Origin of the sequence: Mycobacterium sp. E2989 (genome assembly GCF_001667595.1) — a bacterium.
Taxonomy (GTDB): Bacteria; Actinomycetota; Actinomycetes; order Mycobacteriales; family Mycobacteriaceae; genus Mycobacterium.
Window position 1 is genome coordinate 53313 of record NZ_LZJX01000120.1, and the last position, 26535, is coordinate 79847.

A 26535-nucleotide genomic window follows, 5' to 3' on the forward strand; every position below is an offset into this window, starting at 1 on the left:
GTACGCAGCCGGTGCGCCTCGGTCACGACGCGCCGTCGGGACCACTTCGGTTGAAACACACAGCTGGGCGTGCCAGCTCTCTGGGCCGGTCATCGCGAGCCTTCATCGCGCGGTGGCCGCCTGGGCGTGTTTCGTTTCTCCAGGTGAGGTGACGCATGGGCAGTACGGCAACTTGCCAGGCTCGGCACCCAAAACGTCTTCTTTTGCAACCTATTTCGCGCACTCATCGGCGTCTCCAGTAACTGACCAGTCAGGAAGGAAACCAGATGTTGTTGTTAGGCAACGGCGGACGGCGGACGGGCGAGGCCGAACACCTCGCCGAGCGGGCGTTCTACAACGTCGCGCACGGTCGCTTCGAACGCTCGCTGTCCGGGCTGACGGCCATCGCGGCCGCGGTCACGACGGCGGAAATCTATTTCGAGCACTACAAGGCGAGCTTCGGCAACAAGTGGATGTGGAGCCCGATCGTGGTGACGCCACCCGTCGTGGTGGCCGGGATCGGCGGGGTGTTCTCGCGCCGCTGGGCCAAACTCTGGTTGCCGATCACGGCGGGCATCTACACCGCCAACGGCCTGCTGGGCGAATACCTGCACGCCCGGGGCGTGGCCCGCAAACCCGGCGGGTGGAAGAACGCGTCCTACAACGTGCCCATGGGCCCGCCGATCGTGGCGCCGGGGTTGATGTGCATGGTCGGGGCGATGGGACTGCTGGCCTCGATCCTGCGGCGCGAAAGGTTCCGGGGCTGAGCGCGATGGCCGACACCTCACGCCCCGATCACCTGCCCAACCTGCGCGCGGATCGCAAACCCCCGCACCCGTCCTGGCTGCCCAAGCAGCGCCGCGGTGTCACGCCCCAGATGATCGGGCGCTACCCGGATTACGACGTGCTGGAGACCACCGACACTTGGGACGCAGCCACCAAGAAGGTGGTGCTGGCCCGGCTGGAACCGCCGGGCCCACTGCGGTTCTTCACCGCCGAAGAGGAGCCGTGCCTGCGCGCGTTCTGCGACACGGCGCTGGCGCAGGACCGCGAACCCCGCGTGCCGGTGCCCGAGTCCGTAGACTCCAAGCTCGCCGACGGGCGGCTCGACGGTTACCAGTACGCCGACATGCCCGACGACCGCGACACGTGGCGGCTGGTGCTGCGCGGCCTCGACGAGACCGCCTCCAGCCGCTACGGCCAGGCATCGTTCGCCGACGCCGACCCCGAGACGCGCGAGGCGATCGTCGAGAAGTTCTCCCGGGCCGATCTGGACGGCGGTGCCTGGGCGCGCCTGAACGTCAAACGCGCATGGTCGGTGTGCATGCGAATGGTGTTGTCCGGCTTCTACTCCCACCCATGGGCCTGGAACGAGATCGGGTTCGGCGGGCCCGCCTACCCGCGCGGCTTCATGCGCCTCGGCGGCGCGACCGGGCCCGCCGCCGCACGCGAGCCTTTCGAGAGGCCGGGTGCCACGGACGAAGACCCGGTTCGCGTCGTTCAGCGCGGTGAGCTGTGATGGGCGATCGACTCCGCGGGCTGCTCAGGGGCGCGGTCGGACCGAAGGACAACGATTCGCGCTTCCTGCTCGACGTGCATTCGCGCGACCTGCCCGGCGAAAAGACCATGCGGCGTTACGCCGACGACGACGAGGTTGATCTGGTGGTCGTCGGCGCGGGCGCCGGCGGATCGGTGCTCGCCCAACGGCTGGCGCGCGCGGGCTGGCGGGTGGTGATCCTCGAAGCGGGCCCGTTCTGGCATCCGGACGAGGACTGGGTCTCCGACGAGGCGGGCTCCCACGCCCTGTATTGGACGCAAAAGCGCATCATCGGCGGCGACGACCCAATCGAACTGGGCAAGAACAACTCCGGGCGGGGCGTGGGCGGTTCGATGGTCCATTACGCGGGCTACACCCCGCGCTTCCATCCCAGCGACCTGCAGACCTACACGCTCGACGGCGTGGGGGCGGATTGGCCGATCGACTACGAGGACATCCGCCCGCATTACGAGCGCATCGAGCTGGAGTTGCCGGTGGCCGGGCAGAACTGGCCCTGGGGCTATCCCCATCGGTATTCCTTCTCCCCCCATCCGATTTCGGGCGCCACGGCCAAGCTTTGGCGGGGCGCCATGCAGCTCGGCATCGAGATGCGGGTCGGGCCCGTCGGCATTGTCAACGGCACCTTCGGTAATCGCCCGCACTGCATCTACCGCGGCTACTGCCTGCAGGGCTGCAAGGTCAACGCCAAGGCCAGCCCGTACGTCACGCACCTGCCGGATGCGCTGGCGCACTCCGTGGAGATCCGCGCCAACTGCATGGCCGCCCGGGTCGAGCTCGACGAGACCGGCGCCGCGCGCGGGGTGGTCTACTACGACGAGGCCGGCGGCACCGAACGGCTGCAACGGGCCAAGGTCGTCGCGATCGCCGGGTATTCCATCGAGACCCCGCGCCTGCTGCTCAACTCCGCCAGCGAGCGGTTCCCGAACGGTCTGGGCAACAACGACGATCAGGTCGGCCGCTACGTCATGGTGCAGGGTGCCACGCAGTCCGCGGGCCGATGGTCCGAAGAGGTCCGGATGTACAAGGCCCCTCCGCCGGAGGTGTCCTCGGAGCAGTTCTACGAGACCGACGCGTCGCGGGGGTTCGCCCGCGGCTTCGCCATCCAGACCGTGTCCCCGATGCCGATCGGCTGGGCCGAACACGTTCTCGCCGAAGGGCATTGGGGCCGGGCGTTGCGAGAGTACATGCGCGACTACAACCACTGGGCCACCATCGGCGTGCTGAACGAGCTGTTGCCGCAGCCGGACAACCGCGTCACGCTCGCCGACGAGACCGACCACTACGGCCTGCCGGTGGCCCGGTTCGACTACACGCTGTGCGACAACGACAAAGCCAACATGGCCTACTCCACCAAGGTGATCGGCGACATCCTGCACGCGGCCGGCGCCCAGGACGTGCTGACCATCGAGCGGTTCGCCCACCTGATCGGCGGGGCCCGCATGGGCACCCGCCCGGACAACTCGGTGGTCGACGCCGATCACCGGGTGTGGGGCGTTCCCAACGTGTTCCTCGCCGACGGCTCGGTGTGCCCGACGCAGGGCTCGGCGAACCCCGCATTGACCATCATGGCGTTGGCCTCGCGGCTGGCCGAACGGATGGCGAGCGGTAAGATCCGCAGCGACGCCCCGGCGAGGCGGCCCTCGGAGGCCGGGGTCCGTGGCTGACCGCACGATCGACGTCGAGGCGACCTACTCGCCCCGGGTGTTGCGCGAGTACGCGCTACTCGCCGACGGCGAGCGCGCCGCCCTGGTCGGCCCCCAGGGCGACGTCGCATGGATGTGCGCGCCGCGCTGGGATTCCGACGCCGTCTTCTCCAACCTCATCGGTGGTGGCGGGGTGTACGCGGTCACGCCGACCGACGTGCGGCACGTCTGGGGCGGCTATTACGAGCCGGGCAGCCTGATCTGGCGCAATCGCTGGATCACCCGCGACGGCATCGTGGAATGCCGTGAGGCGCTGGCCTTTCCGGGTGACCCGGATCGGGCGGTGCTGCTGCGCCGCCTGCTGGGCTGCCGCGGGACCGCCCGCGTGCGGGTGGCGCTGCAGCCGAGCGCGGGGTTCGGCCGGCACGGCCCCGGTGACCTGAGCGCCGACGACGGGGTCTGGAGCGGGAAGTCGGGACGGTTGCGGTGGCGCTGGCTCGGCGGTTGCGACGCGCGTGCGGTCAAGGGCCAGGGCCGTGGCGAACTGCTCACCTGCGAGATCACCGTCGACGAGGGCAGTCAGCACGATTTGGTGCTGGAGCTCTCCGAGCGCGCGCTGCCCGAGCGGCCGCAGGATCCCGACATCGCTTGGGACGCAACGGAGGCCGCGTGGCACCGCAGCATGCCGGAGCTGAACTGCACCATCGCCCCCCGCGACGGGCGGCACTCCTACGCGGTGCTGCGCGGGCTGACCAGCAGTGGTGGCGGCATGGTCGCCGCGGCCACGATGAGCCTGCCCGAACGCGCGCACTCCAACCGGAACTACGACTACCGCTACGCGTGGATCCGGGACCAGGTCTACGCCGGCGTCGCCGCCGCGACCGTCGGGGCGACCGAATTGCTGGACGGGGCGGTCGGATTCGTGGGTGCCCGGCTGCTCGAACACGGCCCCGACCTCAAGCCCGCCTACACCGTCACCGGGGAGAGCGTGCCGGCCGAGGAAGCCCTCGACCTGCCCGGCTACCCGGGCGGCAGCGACAAGGTGGGCAACTGGGTGAACCAGCAATTCCAACTCGATGTGTTCGGGGAGGCGCTGCAGCTGCTGGCCCGGGCGGCTGACGCCGGCCGGCTCGACCCGGAGGGTTGGCGGGCCGCGCAGACCGCCATCGGGGCGATCGAAAAGCGCTGGCGTGAACCGGATGCGGGCATCTGGGAGATCGACGACGAGCACTGGACGCAGTCACGCCTGGCGTGCGTGGCCGGGCTGCGCGCCATCGCGAAGGTGGCGGGCGGCGGCCACGAGGTGGCCGCCTGCGCCTCGCTGGCCGACGCCATCCTGGCCGAGACCGCGGCCACCGGCCTGCACCCGCAGGGCGGTTACTGGCAACGCAGCCCGCGACTGGCCGGGGTCGACGCGTCGCTGCTGCTGGCGCCCGTGCGCGGCGCCGTGCCCGCCGACGACCCGCGCACCCGCGCCACCCTGGACGCCGTACGCACGCAACTCACCGACGACGGGTTCGTGTACCGCTTCCGGCACGACGAGCGGGACCTGGGCGACGCCGAGGGGGCGTTTCTGCTCTGCGGATTCATGATGGCGCTCGCCGAACACCAACTGGGACACGCGCATTGCGCGATGCGTTGGTTCGAACGCAACCGCGCCGCCTGCGGGCCGCCCGGATTGTTCTGCGAGGAATACGACGTCCGGCAGCGCCAGCTGCGCGGCAACCTGCCCCAGGCGTTCGCGCACGCGCTGATGCTCGAATGCACGGCCACCCTCGCCGACGACGGCGTCCACCATGACTGATCGGAAAGGGGATTTGTAATGACGCAGACAGTGGTTATCACCGGGGCCAGCGCGGGAATCGGCCGCGCCACCGCCCAACTGTTCGGGCGGCGGGGGGCAAACGTCGCCCTGCTGGCCCGCGGGTCCGCCGGTCTCGACGGCGCCGCCCGCGACGTCGAATCCGGTGGCGGCAAGGCGCTGACCATCCCCACCGACGTGGCCGACCACGCGGCCGTCGTCGCCGCCGCCGACGAGACCGAGTCCGCCTTCGGCCCCATCGACGTGTGGGTCAATGTCGCCTTCACCTCAGTGTTCGCGCCGTTCAGCGAGATCAGCGCCGAGGAGTTCAAACGCGTGACCGAGGTGTCCTATCTCGGCTATGTGCACGGCACCATGGCGGCGCTGGCCAAGATGCGCCCGCGCGACCGCGGCACCATCGTGCAGGTCGGCTCGGCGCTCAGCCAGCGGTCCATTCCGCTGCAGTCGGCCTACTGCGGCGCCAAGCACGCCATCAACGGGTTCACCGAATCGGTGCGCTGCGAGCTGCTGCACGAGGGTTCGAAGGTACGGATCACCGTGGCCCAGATGCCCGCGGTCAACACCCCGCAGTTCTCCTGGGTGCTGTCCCGATTGCCGCGCCACCCCCAGCCCGTGCCGCCGATCTATCAGCCCGAGGTGGCCGCCCGCGGCGTCCTGTACGCCGCCGATCATCCTGGGCGCAAACAGTATTGGGTCGGCGACAGCACCATGGTGACGCTGCTGGCGCAGAAGTTCGTCGCGCCGCTGCTGGACCGCTACCTGGGCCGCACCGGATACGACTCGCAGCAGACCGACCAGCCCGTCGGCGCGGGGCGGCCGCACAACCTGTGGCAGCCGCAAGACGAAGAGCCGGGCAGCGACCAGGGTGCCCACGGCGGGTTCGACGCCAACTCCCACGCGCTGAGCCCGCAGCTGTGGGCGTCGCAGCACCCGGCCGTCAGCGGGGCCGGCGCGCTCGGCGCGGCCGGGCTGGGCGCGTGGCTCGCGGCGCGCCGGTGGACCCGATGAGCGTCGACGCGCGCATCGACGAGGTCAGCGCGCGGGTCTATGAAATCCCCACCGACGCACCGGAAGCCGACGGCACGCTGTCCTGGTCGTCGACCACCCTGGTGCTGACCGAGGTGGGGGCGGGCGGCCGGCGCGGGATCGGCTACACCTACGCCGACGGCGCGTGCGCACCCCTGATCAACGGGCCGCTCGCCGGCGAGATCACCGGGCACGGCGCCCTCGACGTCCCCGGGCGGTGGCAGGCGATGGTGCGGGCGATGCGCAACAACGGGCGCCCCGGGCTGGTGTCCTGCGCGATCTCGGCCGTCGACACGGCGCTGTGGGACCTCAAGGGCAAGCTGCTGGGCCTGCCGGTGTGCCGGCTGCTCGGCATGGCGCACGACGCGGTGCCGATCTACGGCAGCGGCGGCTTCACCACCTACGACGAGCGCACCACCCGCGCCCAGCTGGAACGCTGGGTCGACGAGTGGAACATCCCGCGCGTCAAGATCAAGATCGGCGAGTCATGGGGCTCCGACGAGCGCCGCGACCTCGATCGAATCACCCTGTCGCGCAAGGTGATCGGACCGGACGTCGAACTGTACGTCGACGCCAACGGCGGTTACCGGCGCAAGCAGGCGATCCGGGTGGCCCACGCGATGGCCGACCACGACGTCACCTGGTTCGAGGAGCCGGTGTCCTCCGACGACCTCGCCGGGTTGCGGGAGGTGCGCGACCAGGTGGCGCCGGACGTCGCCGCCGGCGAGTACGGCTACGACCTGGCCTACTTCAACCGGATGCTCACCGCGGGCGCGGTCGACTGCCTGCAAATCGACGTGACGCGGTGCGGCGGCATCACCGACTGGCTGCGCGCCGCGGCCGTGGCGGCCGCCCACAACGTCGACGTGTCCGGGCACTGCGCGCCGAACCTGCACGCGCACGTGGCGTCCGCGACCCCCAACCTGCGGCACCTGGAGTACTTCCACGACCACCACCGCATCGAGCACATGCTGTTCGAGGGGGCCCTCGGCCCCGACGGCGGCGCGTTGCGGCCGGATCAATGCCGGCCCGGCCTGGGCCTCGAGTTCAAACACGCCGACGCCGAGCCGTACCGGAAAGCCTGATAAAAGCCTGATAGGTGAATGGCTTCGCACAAAAGTGGGCATTGATACCCGTAGGACATAGTTACGCATCTGAAAGGCCACGCGCGATGACCGTGAACTTTGAAGATGAAGCCGTGCAGCGGCGCAACGGCGAGCCCACCCGCGACGCGAGCGCGTGCGACGCGCTCATGTCCGACGTCGTCGAAGACCACGGCCTCAACGCGGTCGACCTGGTGTTGGGCCTTGGCGATCCGCAGAGCGTCGGCCGCTTCCGGTTCTTTCTCGCCGACCACCGCTGGGAGTGGTCGGACGCGGTCGCCCGGATGCACGGCTACCGGCCGGGGCAGGTCGAGCCCTCCACGGACCTGTTCCTGAAGCACAAGCACCCCGACGACCGCGAGCGCGTCGCCGCCGTCCTGGACCGGGTGCTGCGGGGCAAGCCGTTCAGCAGCCGGCACCGCATCGTCGACGCCGACGGGCACACCCACTGCGTCGTCGTCGCGGGCGACCGGATGGTCGACGACCAGGGCACCGTGATCGGGACGTCCGGGTTCTACGTCGACGTCACCGACTCGTTGCACGCCGACATCACCGACGTGCTGTCGGCGGTGGCCGACGCCCGCGCCCGGATCGAACAGGCGAAGGGCGTGCTGATGGCCGCGTACGGGATCACCGCGGAGCGGGCGTTCGACATCCTGGTGTGGCGTTCCCAGGAAACCAACCTGAAGGTGCGCGACCTCGCCAGCCGCTTCCTGGACGCGGTGGCCAGCACCGCGTCGGCGGAGACGCAGAGCGCGATCGACCGGGCGCTGCTGACCCTGGAATAACCGCAGTAGGGTCGGGCCAGTGGCGCACCTATTGGGAGCCGAGGCCATCCGCCTCGAATATCCGACCCAGCTGGTATTCGAATCGGTCACGCTGGGCGTGAACGACGGCGCGCGCATCGGGATCGTCGGGCGCAACGGCGACGGCAAGTCCAGCTTGCTGCGGCTGCTGACCGGCGAGCTGCGCCCGGATTCGGGCCGCGTGACCCGGCGCAGCGGCGTGCGGGTCGGCGCGCTGAGCCAGGCGGACACCCTGGACCCGGCCCACACGGTGGGCTGGACGCTGGTGGGCGACGCGGCCGAACACCAGTGGGCGGGCGACGCGCGGGTCCGCGACGTGGTCGGCGGCCTGGCGTCCGACATCGATTGGGACGCACAGATCTCCACGCTCAGCGGCGGCCAGCGCAGGCGGGTTCAGCTGGCCCGGCTGCTGGTGGGCGACTGGGACGTCATCGCGCTCGACGAGCCCACCAACCACCTGGACATCGAGGGCATCACCTGGCTGGCCGAGCATCTCCGCCAGCGCTGGGCCCGCAACACCGGCGGGCTGCTGCTGGTGACGCACGACCGCTGGTTCCTCGACGAGGTCGCCACCACGACGTGGGAGGTGCACGACGGGATCGCGGAGCCGTTCGAGGGCGGCTACGCGGCCTACGTGCTGCAGCGCGTCGAGCGCGACCGGCTGGCCGCCACGGCGGAGGCCAAGCGGCAGAACCTGATGCGCAAGGAGCTGGCCTGGTTGCGCCGCGGCGCGCCGGCGCGGACGTCGAAACCGAAATTCCGCATCGAGGCGGCCAACCAGCTGATCGCGGACGTGCCGCCGCTGCGCAACACCGTCGAGCTGGCCAAGCTGGCGACGGCCCGGCTCGGCAAGGACGTCATCGACCTGCTGGACGTGTCGGTCGCCTTCGCGGGCCGCCCGGTGCTGCGCGACGTCGAGTGGCGGATCGCCCCGGGCGAACGGACCGGCATCGTCGGCGCCAACGGCGCTGGGAAGTCGACGCTGCTGGGGCTGATCGCGGGCAGCATCACCCCGGACACCGGGCGCGTCAAGCGCGGCAAGACGGTGCGGCTGGCCGTGCTCGACCAGCAGGGCGACGCCCTGGCCGGGCTCGCCGACGACCGCATCGCCGACGTGCTGGGACGGCTGCGCGGCGGGTACGAGGTCGAGGGCCGCGAGGTGACGCCGGCCCAGCTGCTCGAGCGGCTGGGGTTCGCCGGCGGCCAGCTCTCCGCCCGGATCGGCGAGCTCTCCGGCGGCCAGCGGCGACGGCTGCAGCTGATGCTCACGCTGCTGTCCGAGCCCAACGTGTTGCTCCTGGACGAGCCGACCAACGACGTCGACACCGACATGCTGACCGCCACCGAGGACCTGCTCGACTCGTGGCCGGGCACCCTGATCGTTGTCTCCCACGACCGCTACCTGCTGGAGCGGATCACCGACCACCAGTACGCCATCCTCGACGGCCGGTTGCGGCACCTCCCCGGCGGGATCGACGAGTACCTGCGGCTGGCCGCCGAGCGCACCGCGGCGCCGGCGGCGAAGCGGGATTCGACTCCGGAACATGTCATGTCCGGGGCCCGGCGCCGGGCCGCGGAGAAGGAGCTGGCCGGCGTCGACCGCCAGCTCGCCCGCCTGGCCGACCGGATCGCCGACAAACACCACGAACTGGCCGGGCACGACCAGTCGGACCACGTCGGCATCAACCGGCTCACCCAGGAATTGCGGGCGCTCGAGGACGAGGTCGCCTCGACGGAGAGCCGCTGGCTGGAGCTGTCGGAGGCGCTGGAATGAAACCGGTGACCTATCGGCCCGGCGAGGCCCTGCTGGCGCTGTACCGGCGGCGCGGCGCGGTGATCGACGCCGGGGTCGGCCGGCACGGCTACACCTACCTGCTGGGGGCCGAGGCGAACAAGTTCGTGTTCGCCAACGCCGACGCGTTCAGCTGGCGGTTGACATTTCAGAACCTCGCCATCGTCGACGGGCCCACCGCCCTGATCGTCAGCGACGGCGACGACCACCGGCGCCGGCGCAGCGTCGTGGCGCCCGGGTTGCGGCACCGGCAGATCCAGGACTACGTCGCCACGATGGTGGCCAACATCGACGCCGTGATCGATGGCTGGCGGCCCGGGCAGCGGCTGGACATCTACCGCGAGTGCCGTTCCGCGGTGCGGCGCAGCACCGCCGAAAGCCTGTTCGGGCCGCGCCTGGCCGCCCATTCGGACTTCCTGGGGCGCCAACTGCAGCCGCTGCTGGACCTGACTCACCAACTGCCGCAGGCTGTCGCGTTGCAGCAACGGCTCAACGCCCCGGCCTGGCGGCGGGCCGTAGCCGCCCGTCGACGCATCGACGACTTGATCGACGCCCAGATCGCCGCCGCGCGCGCCGAGCCCTCCCCCGACGACCACATGCTGACGATGCTGATCAACGGCCGCGGCGACGAGGGATATGCGTTGAGCGACAACGAGATCCGCGACGCCGTCATCTCGCTGATCACCGCCGGCTACGAGACCACCAGCGGCGCGCTGGCGTGGGCGATCTACACGCTGCTGTCCCAGCCGGGCGCGTGGGACGCCGCCGCCGGCGAGGTGGCGCGCGTGCTCGACGGACGCCCCCCGGCCGCGGCCGACCTCACGGCGCTGACCTACCTCAACGGCGTCGTCCACGAAACCCTGCGGCTGTACCCGCCCGGGGTGATCTCGGCGCGCCGGGTGATCCGCGACCTGTCCTTCGACGGCCACCGCATCCCGGCGGGCCGATTGCTGATCTTCAGCCCGTACGTCACGCATCGGCTCCCCGAAATCTGGCCGGAGCCAACGCAGTTCCGTCCGCAGCGGTGGGATTCCGACGCCCCGGGTTACCGCAAGCCCGCCCCCCACGAGTTCATCCCGTTCAGCGGCGGGCTGCACCGCTGCATCGGCGCGGCCATGGCCACCACCGAGATGACCGTCATGCTGGCCCGCCTGATCGCCCGGACCACGCTGCGCATGCCCGAGCAGCGGATCCGCGCGGCCAACCTTGCGGCGCTGTCCCCCAAGCCGGGGCTGACCGTCGACGTCGTTCGTCTTGGCGGCTCGCCACCATCGGCCTAGCGCCAGCGCAATAGCACCAGCTCGGAGCCGAACCCGGGTCCCAACGCGACCATCAGCCCGGGGCTGCCGCCCGGCGGCGGCTTGGCGATGGTGTCCCGCAGGATGTGCAGCACCGACGCCGAGGACAGGTTCGCGATCTCGCCCAGCGAGCGCCAGGTGAGCTCGAGGGCCTCCGGGGGCAGCTCGAGGCTGTTGCCGATCGCGGTGATGACCTTGGGGCCTCCGGGGTGCGCCACCCAGGCGCCGATATCGTCCTTCGTCAACCCGTGGGCGCCGAGGAGCCGGCTGACGTCGTCGGCCAGGTGGCGGTCGATGAGGTTCGTCAGCTCCGGCGACATCACCAGGTGCAGCCCGGTCGTATCGACGTTCCAGGCCATGATGTGCAGCGATTCGGGGTAGAGGCGGCTGCGCGAATCGACGATGTCGGGCCCGCTTGGGCTCAGCCGCTCGGCGCGGCGGTCGCCGACGGCGACCACGGCCGCGGCCCCGTCGCCGAACATGGCGGTTCCCACCAGGCCCGACACGGTCGGCTTGACCGACGGGAACGTGAGCGAGCACAGCTCGACCGACACCAGGACCGCGACGCCGTCCGGCGCGCCGCGCAGATAGTCGTGCAGCCGGCCCACCCCCGCCGCGCCGGCCGCGCAGCCGAGCCCGAACAACGGCACCCGGCGCACGTCCGGGCGCAGGCCCAGCCGTCCGGCGATGCGCGCGTCCAGCGACGGCACCGCCACGCCGGTGACCGTGGTGGTGGCGATCATGTCGATGTCCTGCGGCTGCAGGCCCGCCTCGTCGAGCGCGTCGAGCAGCGCCCGGCAACCGAGTTCGACGGCGTGTTCGATGAAGACCTCGTTGGCCTCGCCGAAATCGGTGAGCGACGCGTAGCGCTCCAGCGGCAGGACCAGGTGGCGGCTGTTGACCTTGGCGGCGGCGTGCAGCCGCCGAACGATTTCCTCGTGCTCCTTCAGCGCGGGGAATTCGACGAGCTGGTCGGTGATTTCGGCCTGACTGTAGCGATGCGGCGGCAACGCCCCGAATACGCCCGCGATGACGCTCATGCCCAACCCTTTTGCTTACATCCCAGCTCACACGGGACTTTCGCTATTTCGGAAAGTCTAGGCGGTTCCCGGTGATCCGGCAAAAAGTCGCCGTATTCGACATGTGTCTTATTGCGTTGGCATTTCATCGTTTTGCGTCCTCGTCCTCGCCGGCGTTGAGCGCCATCGCGATCAAAGCTTCGGGACTCAACGAATCGATCATGTCGGTGACCGGCACGGCGCCAACGTCTTCCGGCCGGCCGGCAAGCAGCAGGAGTTTGTCGAGCAGTCCGGTTCGTCGCAGCTCCGCGATCGGGATCGTGCGCAGCGCCGACCACAGCTTCTCCTCGTCGGATTCGCCGAGGTCGCCGCGGAACAGCTGCTGGCGCAGATGCTCGGCCAGCTGGGCGGGAGAGGGATAGTCGAAGATCAGGGTCCGCGACAGCGCAAGCCCGGTCGCGGTGGTCAGCCGGTTGCGCAATTCGACGCCGGTGAGCGAATCGAAACCCAGATCGGCGAAGGCGCGATCGCGGTCGATGGCCCGGCCGTCCGGATGCCCCGACACGGCGGCCGCGTGCTCGCAAACCAGCTCGACCAGCCGCCGGCGCTGCTCACCCGGCTGCAGGGCGTGCAACTGTTCGGCCAGGTCGGGCGATCGGGTCGGCTTGGCGGGCAGCGTATCCCGCGCATCGCCGAGCCAGAACCGTTGGCGGACAAAGCCATACGTCGGTAGGTCGATTCGCCGCGCCCCCGAGCCGGCGAACACGGCCGGCCAATCGACGGCGACGCCCGCGGTGAACAGCCGGCCGGCCGCAGTCAGCAGCGTCGCGACCTCGGGACCGTCCTTGGCCATGGTGACCACCGAGATCGGCAGGTCGGTGGTCAGCGATTGGTCCACCGCCGCGCTCAACCCCCCGCCCGGGCCCACCTCGACGAAGGCCGTGACCCCCCGGGCCTCGGCGGCGCGCACGCCGTCGAGGAAGCGCACGGGGCGGCGCACGTGCTCGACCCAGTAGTCGGCGGACCCGTACCCCGGCCCGGTGGGTTCACCGGAGACGTTGGACACCAAGCACATTCGTGGCGGCTTCGGTTCAACGCCGGCCACCCGGTGGGCGAACTCGTCGAGCATCGGCTCCATCAGCGCCGAATGAAACGCGTGCGAGACCGCCAGCGGATGCGTGCGCCGGCCCGCCAACCGCTCAACGACGGCGCCCACGGCGGCCCGCTCACCGGACAGGACCACGGCGTTGGGCCCGTTGACCGCCGCGAGGCTCACGCCGCCGCCCAGCAGGGGGGCCACCTCGGCCTCACCAGCACCCACCGCCACCATCACCCCGCCGGACGGCAAGCCGGCCATCAGCCGGCCCCGCGCCGTCACGATCCGCGCCGCGTCGTCCAGCGACAGCACGCCCGCGACACACGCGGCGGCGATCTCGCCGACCGAATGGCCCAGCACCACGTCGGGCGTCACGCCCAGGGACCGCCACAGCGCGGTCAGGGCGATCTCGAGGACGAACAGCGCCGGCTGCGCGAATTCGGTGTTCTGCAACGACTCCGCGTCGGTGCCCCACAGCACCGCGCGCAGCGGCGCCCGCAGCTGGGCGTCCACCGCCGCCGCGGCCTCGTCGAACGCGCGCGCGAAGGCCGGGAACCGTTCGTGGAGTTGGCGTCCCATTCCCAACCACTGTGAGCCCTGGCCAGTGAACACGAACGCCGTCTGCCCCGGTGGCCCCGCCCGGCCGACCACCAGGCCGGGCGCCGGCTCCCCCGCGGCCAGGCCGGCCAGGCCGCGCGTCAACGCCTCCCGGTCCGCGCCCACCAGCACCGCCCGCTGCTCGAACACCGATCGCGTCGTCGCCAACGACCACCCGATGTCCGCCGCGCTGTGCCCCGAGTCGGCCAGGTGTTCCGCCAGGCGGCCCGCCTGGTTGGCCAGGGCTCGCTCCGAGCGGGCCGACAGCACCCACACCGGTCCCGCTTCGTCCCGCGCGCCCGCGGTTGTATTCGGTTGCGCGGGGGCCTGTTCCACGATGACATGCGCGTTCGTGCCGCCCATGCCGAACGACGACACCCCGGCGCGGCGCGGGCGCTCGGTTGGCGGCCAGGGCGACGCGGCGGTGTTGACCCGCAGGCGCTCGAGCCCGGGATTCGGGTCGGCGTGGTGCAGGCTCGGCGGAAGCACCGAATTCCGCACGGCCAGCAGGGCCTTGAGCAGGCCCGCGATCCCAGCGGCGGCGCCGGCGTGGCCGATGTTCGTCTTGACCGAGCCGACGTTCACCGGCTGCCCGCGCTCGGCGAACACCTCCCCCAGCGCGCGGGCCTCCACCTCGTCACCGATTCTCGTGCCGGTGCCGTGCGCCTCGATGTAGTCCACGTCGCCGGCGCCCAGGCCGGCGGCGTCGAGCGCCCGCCGGATCACGTCCGCCTCGCCGGAAGCCGACGGCACCGTCTGGCCCGCGGCGCTGTGCCCGGCGTTGCCGGCTGCGGTCGCGCGGATGACGGCGTGGATGCGGTCACCGTCGCGCAGGGCGGCCGGCAGCGGCTTCAGCAGCACCAAGCCCCCGCCCTCGCCGCGCACGTAGCCGTCGGCGCGCCGATCGAACGCGTAGGTGTGGCCCGACGTCGACAGCGCGCCGAATTCGCGCTCCAGCATTGCCGTTTCGTCGGCCAAGTTGAGGTGGACGCCGCCGGCGAGCGCGAGCGCCGACTCGCCGGCGCGCAGGCTCTCGCAGGCGAGGTGCACGGCCAGCAGCGACGACGACTGGCCGGAGTCGACGGTCAGGCTGGGACCCCGCAACCCCAACGCGTAGGAGATCCTGTTGGCGATCATCCCGCGGCTGATGCCGGCGAAGGAGTGGTGGTCGAGGTTGTCGGCGATGTCGCGCAGCGTGAGGGCGGCGTAATCGTCGGCCATCGCCCCGACGTACACCGAAACCGCGGCGCCGCGCACCGTTTCCGGCACCACGAACGCGTCTTCGAAAGCCTCCCATGCCAGTTCGAGCGCCAGCCGTTGGCGGGGGTCCATCGCGGCCGCCTCGCGCGGCGAGAGGTTGAAGAAGTCGGCGTCGAACTCCGCGACGTCCCAGGGCAATTGCGTGGCTTCGCGGCCGTCGCGGATCAGCTCCCAGAATTCGCGCGGGTTGGCCGCGCCCGGGAATCGGCAGGCGAGGCCGATGACCGCGACGTCGGGCATGCTAGGGGCCGATCTCTTCGTCGAGGATGGCGAAGAGTTGGCTCTCGGTGGCGGTGGCGATGTCGTCGTCGAAGGGGTCGCCGGGGTGTTCCGGGTAGGGGCCGTCCGCCGGCCCGGTCAGGCCGTCCAGCATGCCCTGCAGCCGGGTGACCAGCTGCGCCCGGTCGCCGGGGCTCCAGTCGGATTGGCCGACGAGCGCCTGCATTTCGCGGGCGACGTCGTTGAAGCGGGCCATCCGGTCGGGGGGCTCGGCGCTCGTCCCGGCGGCCAGCTGGGCGTCGAGCTGCTCGGCCAGCGCCGCGGGCGTCGGGTGATCGAAGATCAGCGTCGGCGAAAGGGTCAGGCCCGTCGCGATTTTGAGCCTGTTGCGCAACTCCACGGCGGTCAGCGAGTCGAAACCGAGATCTCCAAAGGCCTGGTCGGCGTCGACGTCCGCGGTGCTGTGGCCCAACACCGTGGCGGCGTTGGTGCACACCAGCTCCACCAGCTCGCGCCGCCGCTGTTCGGGGGCGACGCCCTCCAGGCGCGCTCGCAGGCCCGTCAGCGAGACCATGTCGGTGGGGTCGAGGACCCGCCGCGCGGGCCGGGCGGCCAACTGGCTCAACAGCGGCGGCAGCGCGGCGCCGGCGTGGGCCAGCGCGGTGGCATCGAGGCGGGTGGCCACCACGACGGGGGGCTCGGCCAGCAGCGCGGCGTCGAGCAGGTCGAGCGCCTGCCGGGTGGACAGCGCGGCCAGGCCGGCGCGGCTCATCCGGGCCCTGTCGCGGTCCCCGAGGTGCCGGGTCATCGCCGAGGGCTGTTCCCACATCCCCCACGCGATCGACAGGCCCGGCAGGCGGTGAGCGCGCCGGTAGGCCGCCAGGGCGTCCAGGAAGCTGTTGGCGGCGGCGTAGTTACCCTGCCCGGGGGCGCCCACGATGCCCGCCATCGACGAAAACACCACGAACGCGGCCAGATTCAGCTCGCCGGTCAGCTCGTGCAGGTGCCACGCGCCGTCGACCTTGGAGCGCAGCACGGTGTCGATGCGCTCGGCGGTCAGCGACGAGATCACCGCGTCGTCCAGCACGCCCGCGGCGTGGAAGACCCCGCGCAGCGGGAAGCGCGCCGGCACCTGGGCCAGCAACCCGGCCACGGCGTCCCGGTCGCCGACATCGCAGGCCACCACGGACACCTGGACCCCGGCCTCGCGCAGCTCGGCCACCAGATCGGCCATCCCGTCGGCCCGCTCGCCGCTGCGGCTGACCAGCATGAGATGCGGCACCCGGTAGCGGTCGACCAGGTGGCGCGCCACCGCCGACCCCGCCATGCCGGTCCCGCCGGTGATCAGCGCGGTGCCGCCGGACAGGCCGGCGGGCCCGTCGGGCATGGTCAGCACGACCTTGCCGATGTGGCGGGCCTGGCTGACGAACCGGTAGGCGTCCACGGCGCGCCGCACGTCGAATGCCTTGACCGGCAACGGCGTCAGCGCCCGCGCGGCGAACAACCGCATCAATTCGGCGAACATCTCGGCGATGTGGTCGGGCCCGGCCTCCATCAGGTCGAACGCGCGGTAGTAGATGTCGGGGTGGGCCGCCGGGTCGCGCAGGTCGGTCTTGCCCATCTCGATGAAGCGCCCGCCGGGGCCCAGCAACCGCAGCGACGCGTCGGTGAACTCGCCGGCCAGCGAGTTCAGCACGACGTCCATGCCGGCGCCGCCGGTAACCGAGGAGAACTTCTGCTCGAAGTCCAGCGTTCGCGAGTCCGCGATGTGGTCGTCGTCGAAGCCCATGGCGCGCAGGGTGTCCCACTTGCCGCGGCTGGCGGTCGCGAAAACCTCGGCGCCCCAATGCCTGGCCAGCTGCACCGCCGCCATGCCCACCCCACCGGCGGCGGCGTGCACCAGCACGCGCTCGCCGGAGCGCAGGCCGCCCAGCACCGACAACCCGTAGTAGGCGGTCAGGAACACCACCGGGACGCCGGCGGCCTCGCCGAACGACCAGCCCGTCGGCACCCGCGTCACCAGCCGCCGGTCGACGACCGCCTCCGAGCCCGTCAGGCCCACGATGCCCATCACCGCGTCGCCGACGGCCAAATCCCCCACACCCGCGCCGATCTCGGTCACCAGCCCGGCGCCCTCGGCGCCCAACTGGGCGGCGCCCGGATACATGCCCAAAGCCACCAGCACGTCGCGGAAGTTCACCCCGGCCGCGGCCACCGCCACCCGCACCTGGCCGGCGGCCAGTTCGGCGGGCGGGCCGGACTGCACCGCCAGGTCCTCCAGCGTCCCGCCCTCGCCGGCGGCCAGCCGCCACACCGAAGGCGGTTCGGGCAGCGGCAACGCCGGGTGCGCCTTGATGGGCTTCAGCCGGGGGGCGTAGGCGATGCCGTCGCGCACCGCGAATTGCGGTTCGCCGCAGCCGATCAGCGGTGCGAGGTCGATTGAGCCGTCGGAGTCGACCAGCACCGCCCGGCCGGGCTGTTCGGCCTGCGCCGAACGCACCAGCCCCCACACGGCTGCGCCGGCGAGGTCGGAGACGTCCTCGCCGGGCAGCGCGACCGCGCCGCGGGTCAGCACCACCAACGGCCCATCGCCGTCACCCCGCGACTGCAACGCGCTCAACGCCTCGTGGGTCGCGGCGTAGACCGCTTCGACCACACCTTCGGTGTTCGGAACCGGCCGCCAGACCTCGGGTTCGGTGCCGATCCCGTTGTCCGCCAACGAAACCGGGGACCACATCGCCTCCAGGAGTTCGCCGCCGCCGGAACGCGCCGCGGCGGCCGCCGACAGCTGCGCGGCGGAGACGGGACGCGTCACCAGCTCGCGCACGGACAGCACCGGCGCGCCCGACGAGTCGGCCACCTCGACCGACACCGCACCCGTGCCCACGGGCGCGAGCCGCACCCGGACCCGCGACGCGCCGGCCGCGTACAGGCACACCCCTTGCCAGGAGAACGGCAACGCGGTCTCGGCGTGCTCGTCGGCCACCCCGAGCGCATGCAGGGACGCATCCAGCACCACCGGGTGAATCCCGAAGCCGCCCACCGTAACCCCGGCATCCTGGGGGGCCTCGACCTCGGCGAAGGTCTCGGCGCCCCGCCGCCACACCTTGCGCAGGCCGCGGAAGGCCGGACCATACCCGTAGCCGCGCGCCGCCAGGTCGTCGTAGGCGCCCGTCACGTCGACGGCCGCGGCGCCGACCGGCGGCCACACCGACAGGTCCGCCTCCGGCGCGGGCGAGCCCTCGCTCAGCACGCCCTGGGCGTGCAGCGTCCATTCCGGGCCGGCCTGCGAATACACCGCGACGCCCCGGGTCCCGCCCTCGCCGGCGCCGTCCACCACCACCTGAACGCGCACCGCGCCGGCGCCCGGCAGCGGCAGCGGGGCCGACAGCGTCAGCTCCTCGATCACCGGGCAGCCCACCTCGTCGCCGGCCCGCAGCACCAGCTCGACGAACCCGGCGCCCGGTAACAGCACGGTCCCGGTCACCGCGTGATCGGCCAGCCACGGCTGGGCGGTCGTCGACAGCCGGCCGGTCAACACCACGCCGCCCGAGTCCGGCCGCTCGACCACCGCGCCCAGCAGCGGGTGCTCGGCGCCGGCCAACCCGAGGCTGGCGGTGTCGCGGGCACCCATCGACTCGGCCGACAGCCAAAACCTGCGCCGCTGAAAGGCATACGTGGGCAGGTCGACCCGGTGGGCGCCGAGGCCGGCGAACGTCGCGGCCCAGTCCAACTCCGCGCCGGAGGCGAACAGCTGCCCGGCGGCCAGCAGCATCGAGTCGACCTCGGGGCGGCCCTTGGCCATCGACACCGCCGCGACCACCGGCTCGCGCGCCAGGGATCGTTCCGCCGCGGCCGTCAGCGCCGCGCCCGGCCCCACCTCCAGGAACGCGCCGGCGCCGAGCGATTCGGCCAGCCGCACCCCGTCGACGAACCGCACCGGGCGACGCACGTGCTCCACCCAGTAGTCGGCGGACCCGTAGCCGGGTCCGGCCAATTGCCCGGTCACGTTGGACACCAGGTCGATTCGCGGCGCGGCCGGTGACACCCCGGCCACCACCGCGGAGAACTCCTCGATCATGGGTTCCATCAGCGGCGAGTGGAAGGCGTGCGAGACGTCGAGCTGCCGCACCCGCCTGCCGCAATCGGCCAGCCGCTCCGCCGCCGCACTTACCGCGGCCCGCTCCCCCGACAGCACCACCGCGTCGGGGCCGTTGACCGCCGCGAGGGCCACGCCGTCGGTGAGCAACGGCGCGACCTCGGCCTCGGTCGCGGTCACCGCGACCATCACCCCGCCCGCCGGCAGCGCCGCCATCAGCCGGCCCCGGGCCGCCACGATCCGCGCCGCGTCCGGCAACGACAGCACCCCGGCCACGCAGGCCGCGGCGATCTCCCCGACCGAGTGGCCGATCACCACGTCGGGTGTCACGCCCCACGAGCGCCACAGCGCCGCCAGGGCGACCTCGAGCACGAACAACGCGGGCTGGGCGAATTCGGTGCTCTGCAACAACTCCGGGTCGGCACCCCACATCACGTCGCGCAGCGGCAGCCGGGCGTGCGCGTCCACCGCCGCCACGGCCTCGTCCAAGGCCGCGGCGAACGCCGGAAAGCGTTGGTGCAGTTCTCTTCCCATGCCGAGCCGCTGCGAGCCCTGGCCGGGGAACACGAACACCCGCTTGCCGAGCGACCGGGCGCGCCCGACGGCCGCACCCGTAGCGGGCTCACCGGCCCGGACCGCCGCCAGCCCCGCCAGCAGGGTGTCGCGATCGGCACCCACCAGCACCGCGCGATGTTCCAGGGCCGCCCGGGTGGTGGCCAGCGACCACCCCACGTCCACGGCGCGGAGGCCCGGCTGCGCCTCCAGGTGGGCCGACAGCCGCCCGGCCTGCGCGGCCAACGCGTCGGCCGACCGGGCCGACACCACCCAGGCGATCGAACCGGCGGGCGGATCGCCCTGCTCCGCAACGGTTTCCGGCTCCGCGGGCGGCTGCTCGACGATGACGTGGGCGTTCGTCCCGCTGATCCCGAACGACGACACCCCGGCCCGGCGCTGGCCGTCGCGCGCCGGCCACGGCTGGGGCTCGGTCAGCAGCGACACCGCGCCCGCCGACCAATCCACGTGCGGCGACGGCACATCCACGTGCAGCGTCTTGGGCAGCACGCCGTGCCGCATCGCCTGGATCATCTTGATCACGCCGGCCACCCCGGCGGCCGCCGACGTGTGGCCGATGTTGGATTTGATCGACCCCAGCCACAGCGGCCGGTCCGCCGGCCGGTCCTGGCCGTAGGTCGCCAGCAGGGCCTGCGCCTCGATGGGATCGCCGAGAACCGTTCCCGTGCCGTGGCCCTCGACCGCGTCGACGTCCGCCGCGGCCAGTCCGGCGTTGGCCAGCGCCGCCCGGATCACCCGCTGCTGGGACGGCCCGTTGGGGGCGGTCAAACCGTTGGACGCCCCGTCCTGGTTCACCGCCGAACCCCGGAACACCGCGAGGACGGGATGCCCCAGCCGGCGCGCGTCGGCCAGCCGCTCCAGCACCAGCACGCCCGCGCCCTCCGACCACGACGTCCCGTCCGCCGCGCCGGCGTACACCTTGCACCGGCCGTCCGGGGCCAGCGCCCGCTGCCGGCTGAACTCGACGAACGCGGCGGCGGTGGCCATCACGGTCACGCCGCCGGCCAGCGCGAGGTCGCACTCCCCGGAGCGCAGCGACTGCGCCGCCAGGTGCATGGCCACCAACGACGACGAACACGCCGTGTCCACCGAGACGGCCGGGCCCTCCAGCCCCAACACGTACGACACCCGGCCCGAGGCCACGCTCAGGGTCGACCCGGTCAGCCCGTAGCCCTCCAGCTCGCCCTTCACCTCCCCGCCGTAACCGGCGTGGATGACCCCGGCGAACACGCCGGTCGCCGAGCCCCGCAACGCGAGCGGGTCAATCCCGGCCCGCTCCAACGCTTCCCAGGAGATCTCCAGCATCAACCGCTGCTGGGGATCCATCGCGAGGGCCTCGCTGGGGCCGACGCCGAAGAATCCCGCGTCGAAGTCCCCGGCGTCGCGCAGGAAGCTGCCCTGGCGGGTGTACATCTTGCCCGCCGCGTCGGGGTCCGGGTCGTACAGGCCCTCCACATCCCAGCCGCGATCGGCCGGGAAGTCCGACACGGTGTCGCGGCCGTCATTCACCAGTTCCCACAGGGTTTCCGGCGAATCGACGCCACCCGCGTAGCGACAGGCCATGCCCACCACCGCGATCGGCTCGGTCAGCCGGCCCTCCAGCTCCGAGACGCGCCGGCGCGCCCGACGGAGGTCCGCCGTCAGGCGTTTCAGGTAATCGACGTGCTGTGTGGTGTCCGGCATCGCGGTCTCAGCGGCCGAGTTCTTCATCGAGGATGGCAAACAATTGGCTTTCGGTGGCGGCATCGAGGTCGGCGTCGAGGCCTTCGGTGTCGAGGTGATCGGTGGGGCCGAGCGTGGCGAGCAGGCCGTGCAGGCGGGCCCTCAGCGCCGATTTCTCGCCGTCGTCCCAAGGTTGGTCGAGCAGCGCCTGCAATTCGCGGGTGATGTCGGTGAAGCGGGCCATCAGGTCGGGCCGGTCGCCGGACGGCGCGCCGGCCAGCTGGGCGTCCAAATGCCCGGCCAGCACGACCGGTGTCGGGTAGTCGAAGATCAGCGTGGGCGAAAGCGTGAGCCCCGTGGCGGTTTTGAGCCGGTTGCGCAGCTCGACGGCGGTCAGCGAGTCGAAGCCGAGGTCGCCGAACGCGCGATCGGCGTTGATGTCCGCGGGGTTGGGCAGTCCCAGCACGGTCGCCGCGTTGCCGCGAACCAGGTCGACCAGCTCGCGCTGTCGCGCCTCGGCGGTCAACCCCTGCAGGCGTGCGGCGAGACCGGACGTCAGGGCGGTCGTATCGGCGTCGTCGATGACGCGGCGGGTGGTGCGGGCGGCCAGCTCGCTCAACAGCGGCGGCAGTCCGGCGGCGTTGTCGGACAAGGCAACCCGATCCAGTCGGGCGGCCATCAGCACCGGGGCGTCGACGAGCATGCCGGCGTCGAAGCTGTCCAGCGCCTGCTCGGTCGACAGGGGGGCGATGCCGATCCTGGTCATCCGGGCCTTGTCGCGCTCGCCGAGGTGAGCCGTCATCGCCGAGGCCTGTTCCCAGAGCCCCCAGGCCAGCGACAGCCCCGAAAGCCCATGCGCGCGGCGGTATTCGACCAGACCGTCGAGGAAGCTGTTGGCCGCCGCGTAATTGGCCTGACCCGGCGTGCCGACGATGCCCGCCATCGAGGAGAACACCACGAACGCCGACAGATCCATTTCCCGCGTCAGCTCGTGCAGGTGCCACGCCCCGTCGACCTTGGCCCGCAACACCGCATCCACCCGCGCGGGCGTCAGCGACGCGATCAGTCCGTCGTCGAGGATTCCCGCGGCGTGCACCACGCCGCGCAGCGGATACTGCTCCGGGATCTGCGCCAGCATCGCGGCGACGGCGTCGCGGTCGGCGACGTCGCAGGCCACGACCGACACGCGGGCGCCGGCCCGCCGCAGGTCGTCCACCAGCTCCGCGACCCCCGCGGCCCCGGCGCCGGCGCGGCTGGCGAGCATCACGTGCGCCACGCGATACCGGTCGACGAGGTGGCGGGCCAGCGCCGAGCCGGCCATGCCGGTGCCGCCGGTGATCACCACGCTGCCGCCGGCCAGCCCACCGCAGCCGCTGAGCACCGCGCCGGGCCCGGACGGCATGGTCAACACGACCTTGCCGATATGGCGGGCCTGGCTGACGAACCGGTACGCCGCCGAAGCGCAGCGAACGTCGAAGGCCTTGAGCGGCAACGGGCTCAGCGCGCCGTCGCGCATCAGCTCGACGATCTGGGCCAGCATCGCCGCGGTGCGGTCGGCGCCGGCCTCCAGCAGATCGAAGGCGCGATACTGCGCGCCCCGGTGCTGCTCGGCGACGACCTGCGGATCGCGGATGTCCGTCTTGCCCATCTCGATGAACCGGCCGCCGGGTGCCAGCAACCGCAGCGACGCGTCGGTGAACTCGCCGGCCAGCGAATTGAGCACGACGTCGACCCCCGCCCCGCCGGTCGCCGACGAGAACTTCCGCTCGAAGTCCAACGTCCGCGAGTCGCCGATGTGGTCGTCGTCAAACCCCATCGCGCGCAACGTGTCCCACTTGCCCCGGCTCGCGGTCGCGAACACCTCCGCGCCCCAGTGCCGGGCCAACTGGACCGCCGCCATGCCGACGCCCCCGGTGGCGGCGTGCACCAGCACCCGCTCGCCGGCGCGCAGGCCCGCCAGCACCGACAACCCGTAGAGCGCGGTGAGGAACACCACCGGCACGCCCGCGGCCGTCACCAGCGACCAGTCCTGAGGCACCGGGGTCACCAGCCGCTGATCCACCACCGCCTCGGAACCGACCACGCCCAGCAGCCCCATCACCGCGTCGCCGACCGCCAGCCCGGTCACGTCGGGGCCGACCTCGACGATCACCCCGGCGCCCTCGGCACCCAACTGGCCGCCGCCCGGGTACATGCCCAGCGCCACCAGCACATCCCGGAAGTTCACCCCGACCGCGGCCACCGCGACCCGCACCTGGCCGGCCGCCAGTTCCGCCGGGGGGCAGGCGCTGAGCGCCAGGTCCTCCAGCGTGCCGCCGCCGCCGGCGTCCAGCCGCCAGCCGCCCGGGGGCAGGCGCAACACCGACCCCCGCCGCACCGGCCGCATCCGCGCCGCATAGGCCACCCCGGCGCGGACCACCAATTGCGTTTCCCCACAACCGATCACCGCGCGCGCGTCCAGGGATCCGTCGGTGTCGATCAACACCACCCGGCCCGGCTGCTCGGCCTGCGCCGAGCGCACCAGCCCCCACACCGCCGCCCCGGCCAGGTCCGTGACGTCCTCGCCGGCCAGCGCGACCGCCCCGCGGGTTTGCACGGCCAGCGTCCCGGACTCCGGACCGCCCAACCAGTGTTGGAGCACGCCCAGCGCCTCGGCGGCGGCGGCATGCACCGAGCGCACCACCTCGGCGCCGTGCGGGGCCGGCTCCCACAGCGTCGCGTCGGAGTCCTTGCCGCTCAAGGGTATCGGCGACCACGCCACCTCGAACAGTCCCTCGGCGCTCGCGGCCGCCGCCGACAACTGACCGGCCGAGACCGGGCGCATCGCCAACGAGCGCACCGAGATCACCGGCAATCCGGAGCCGTCGGCCAGTTCCACCGACACCGCCCCGGCGCCGGACGGCGCAATCCGGACCCGCGCCCGCGACGCGCCGGCCGCGTGCAACGAGATCCCCTGCCACGAGAAGGGCAACACGGTCTGGCCCTCGCCGTCGACGCCGATCGCGTGCAGCGCCGCGTCGAGCAACACCGGATGGATGCCGAAACCGCCGTCGGCCGCGCCGGCCTCGTCCGGGATGGTGACCTCGGCGAAGATCTCGTCGCCGCGCCGCCACATCGCCCGCAGGCCGCGGAAGGCCCGGCCGTACTCGTAGCCCCGCTCGGCCAGCCGCGCGTAGGCGTCGCCCACCTCCACCGGCGTCGCCCCCGCCGGCGGCCACACCGACAGGTCCGCCGCCGGTGCGGCCGCGGCCCCGCCCAGCACGCCCTGCGCGTGCAACACCCACTCCGAGGAGGCGTCCGCCGAATACACGGAGAGCTCGCGCCGCCCGGACTCGGCGGCCGCGCCGACCACCACCTGCACCTGCACGCCCTCGGCGGCAGGCAGCAGCAGCGGGGCCGACACCGTGAGCTCCTCGAGGACCGCCGCGCCGACCTCGTCGCCCGCCCGGATGGCCAGCTCCACAAACCCCGCGCCGGGGAACAACACCGTGCCGCCCACCGCGTGGTCGGCCAGCCACGGCTGGGCGGCGGTCGACAGCCGGCCCGTCAGCACCACCCCGCCGGAATCCGGGCGCGCCACCACCGCGCCCAGCAGCGCGTGCCGCGCGCCCGCCAGCCCCAGGGTGGCCACGTCACCGGTCCCGGTCGATCCGCCCGGCAACCAAAAGCGCTGCCGCACAAAGCCGTACGTTGGCAAGTCCACGCGCCGCCCGCCCAGCCCCGCGACGGCGGCCCGCCAGTCCACCGGCACGCCGGCGACGTGGGCCTGGCCCGCCGAAAGCCAGAACCGTTGCAGCGAGCCGTCATCGCGGCCCAGCGACGGGATGACCACGGCATCGTGACCGCCGTCGGTCAGCGTGTCCTCGACGGCGGCGAGCAGCACCGGGTGCGGGCTGCACTCGACGAACGCCCCGTAGCCCGCCTCGCCCGCGCGGCGCACCGCGCGTTCGAATTGGACGGTCTGCCGGATGCTGCGGTACCAGTAGTCGGCGTCCAGGCCGGCGGTGTCCAGCAGATCACCCGTGACGGTCGAGAACAGCGCGACCGGACACGATCGCGGCTCGATGCCCGCCAGCGCCTCGGCCAGCGCGGCGCGGATGGCGTCGACGTGCCCCGAATGCGAGGCGTAGTCCACGTCGATCCGGCGGGCCCGCACGCCGTCGGCCTCGCAGCGGGCCATCAACTCGTCGAGGGCGCCCACCTCACCGGACACCACCACCGCCGAAACACCGTTGACCGCAGCGACATTCAACCGATCGCCGTACGGGCCGATCAACTCCTCGGCGCGGGCCAGGCCGCAAGCAAGCGACACCATGCCGCCCGCACCCGACAGCTGGACCAGCAGCCGGCTGCGCAGCGCCACCACCCGGGCGGCGTCCTGAAGCGACAGCGCGCCGGCCACATACGCCGCCGCGATCTCGCCCTGCGAATGGCCGATCACCGCGTCGGGGACCACGCCCACCGAGCGCCACAGCTCGGCCAGCGACACCATCACCGCCCACAGCGCCGGCTGCACCACGTCCACCCGGTCCAACCCGGGCGCACCGGGGGTGCCGCGAAGGACGTCGACCAGCGACCAGTCCACGTGCTCGGCGAGCGCCTTCTCGCACCGCTGCAGGTGCTCGGCGAATACGGTTGAGCTGTCCAGCAATTCGGCGCCCATGCCGACCCACTGCGAACCCTGGCCGGGGAACACGAACACCGTCTTGCCCAGCGGCCGCGCCCGGCCCACCACCGCGCCCGCGCCCGGGGTGCCGGCGGCCACGTCGGCCAGCTCCGCGACCAGGCGCGCGCGGCTGTTGGCGCGGGTGACCGACGACCCGGGGCTGCGGGTGGTCGACGTGGCCTGGTCGTTGGTCTGCACGCGGTCGCTGTTCGAGCACCGCGCGGTGCTGGTGGGCGCCGACCGCGCGCGCCTGGTCGCGGAGCTGGCCGACGTGGCCGCCGGCACCCCGGGCGCGGGCGCGGTGGTGGGCCGGGCGC

At 72.4% G+C, this 26535-nt stretch carries 13 protein-coding genes; 9 read left to right on the plus strand and 4 right to left on the minus strand.

Annotated features, from left to right (window positions below):
• The first annotated feature begins 266 nt into the window (after positions 1–266).
• The 9 genes from A5680_RS22155 to A5680_RS22195 all read left to right on the plus strand — a co-directional run bounded on the left by A5680_RS22155 (position 267) and on the right by A5680_RS22195 (position 11009).
• Positions 267–746, plus strand: coding sequence for a hypothetical protein (locus tag A5680_RS22155; RefSeq protein WP_055405661.1), 480 nt, complete (start codon positions 267–269; stop codon positions 744–746).
• A gap of 5 nt (positions 747–751) precedes the next feature.
• A complete protein-coding gene (locus tag A5680_RS22160) occupies positions 752–1498 on the plus strand; it encodes a gluconate 2-dehydrogenase subunit 3 family protein (protein ID WP_055405660.1) in 747 nt (248 codons plus the stop codon).
• On the plus strand, positions 1498–3201 hold the full coding sequence (locus tag A5680_RS22165) for a GMC family oxidoreductase (RefSeq protein ID WP_067823249.1): 1704 nt from the start codon (positions 1498–1500) through the stop codon (positions 3199–3201). Before A5680_RS22160 ends, A5680_RS22165 begins: the two co-directional genes overlap by 1 nt.
• On the plus strand, positions 3194–4984 hold the full coding sequence (locus A5680_RS22170; RefSeq protein WP_067823252.1) for a glycoside hydrolase family 15 protein: 1791 nt from the start codon (positions 3194–3196) through the stop codon (positions 4982–4984). Before A5680_RS22165 ends, A5680_RS22170 begins: the two co-directional genes overlap by 8 nt.
• 18 nt (positions 4985–5002) lie before the next feature.
• On the plus strand, positions 5003–6010 hold the full coding sequence (locus A5680_RS22175; RefSeq protein ID WP_067823255.1) for an SDR family oxidoreductase: 1008 nt from the start codon (positions 5003–5005) through the stop codon (positions 6008–6010).
• The gene (locus A5680_RS22180) at positions 6007–7113 is read left to right on the plus strand and encodes an enolase C-terminal domain-like protein (protein ID WP_067823294.1); all 1107 of its coding nucleotides are present in this window, start codon (positions 6007–6009) and stop codon (positions 7111–7113) included. Before A5680_RS22175 ends, A5680_RS22180 begins: the two co-directional genes overlap by 4 nt.
• 86 nt (positions 7114–7199) lie before the next feature.
• Positions 7200–7919 carry a PAS and ANTAR domain-containing protein gene (locus A5680_RS22185; RefSeq protein ID WP_067823259.1) on the plus strand — a complete coding sequence of 240 codons (720 nt, stop codon included), beginning with the start codon at positions 7200–7202 and terminating at the stop codon, positions 7917–7919.
• Between the two features lie 19 nt (positions 7920–7938).
• Entirely contained in the window at positions 7939–9711 is a 1773-nt protein-coding gene (locus A5680_RS22190; RefSeq protein ID WP_067823262.1) for an ABC-F family ATP-binding cassette domain-containing protein, read from the plus strand.
• A 5-nt stretch (positions 9712–9716) separates the two neighbouring features.
• On the plus strand, positions 9717–11009 hold the full coding sequence (locus A5680_RS22195; RefSeq protein WP_082970459.1) for a cytochrome P450: 1293 nt from the start codon (positions 9717–9719) through the stop codon (positions 11007–11009).
• On the opposite strand, the gene A5680_RS22200 is transcribed toward A5680_RS22195, so the two are convergent.
• The 4 genes from A5680_RS22200 to A5680_RS22215 all read right to left on the minus strand — a co-directional run.
• The gene (locus tag A5680_RS22200) at positions 11006–12067 is read right to left on the minus strand and encodes a type III polyketide synthase (protein ID WP_067823268.1); all 1062 of its coding nucleotides are present in this window, start codon (positions 12065–12067) and stop codon (positions 11006–11008) included. The genes A5680_RS22195 and A5680_RS22200 overlap by 4 nt on opposite strands.
• Positions 12068–12191: 124 nt before the next feature.
• Positions 12192–15239 (minus strand): type I polyketide synthase, encoded by a 3048-nt coding sequence (locus tag A5680_RS22205; RefSeq protein WP_067823271.1) that lies wholly within the window; start codon positions 15237–15239, stop codon positions 12192–12194.
• 1 nt (position 15240) lies between these two features.
• Entirely contained in the window at positions 15241–21600 is a 6360-nt protein-coding gene (locus A5680_RS22210; protein ID WP_067823275.1) for a type I polyketide synthase, read from the minus strand.
• Positions 21581–26535: SDR family NAD(P)-dependent oxidoreductase (locus A5680_RS22215; protein ID WP_156675202.1), on the minus strand; the 4955-nt coding region annotated here is incomplete at its 5' end. The genes A5680_RS22210 and A5680_RS22215, both read right to left, overlap by 20 nt.

What these genes read in the sequence shown, in the direction of transcription:
- A5680_RS22155 (WP_055405661.1), top strand. Translation starts at nt 267, where the DNA reads ATGTTGTTGTTAGGCAACGGCGGACGGCGGACGGGCGAGGCCGAACAC.
- A5680_RS22160 (WP_055405660.1), top strand. Translation starts at nt 752, where the DNA reads ATGGCCGACACCTCACGCCCCGATCACCTGCCCAACCTGCGCGCGGAT.
- A5680_RS22165 (WP_067823249.1), top strand. Translation starts at nt 1,498, where the DNA reads ATGGGCGATCGACTCCGCGGGCTGCTCAGGGGCGCGGTCGGACCGAAG.
- A5680_RS22175 (WP_067823255.1), top strand. Translation starts at nt 5,003, where the DNA reads ATGACGCAGACAGTGGTTATCACCGGGGCCAGCGCGGGAATCGGCCGC.
- A5680_RS22180 (WP_067823294.1), top strand. Translation starts at nt 6,007, where the DNA reads ATGAGCGTCGACGCGCGCATCGACGAGGTCAGCGCGCGGGTCTATGAA.
- A5680_RS22185 (WP_067823259.1), top strand. Translation starts at nt 7,200, where the DNA reads ATGACCGTGAACTTTGAAGATGAAGCCGTGCAGCGGCGCAACGGCGAG.
- A5680_RS22200 (WP_067823268.1), bottom strand. Translation starts at nt 12,067, where the DNA reads ATGAGCGTCATCGCGGGCGTATTCGGGGCGTTGCCGCCGCATCGCTAC.
- A5680_RS22205 (WP_067823271.1), bottom strand. Translation starts at nt 15,239, where the DNA reads ATGCCCGACGTCGCGGTCATCGGCCTCGCCTGCCGATTCCCGGGCGCG.
- A5680_RS22210 (WP_067823275.1), bottom strand. Translation starts at nt 21,600, where the DNA reads ATGAAGAACTCGGCCGCTGAGACCGCGATGCCGGACACCACACAGCAC.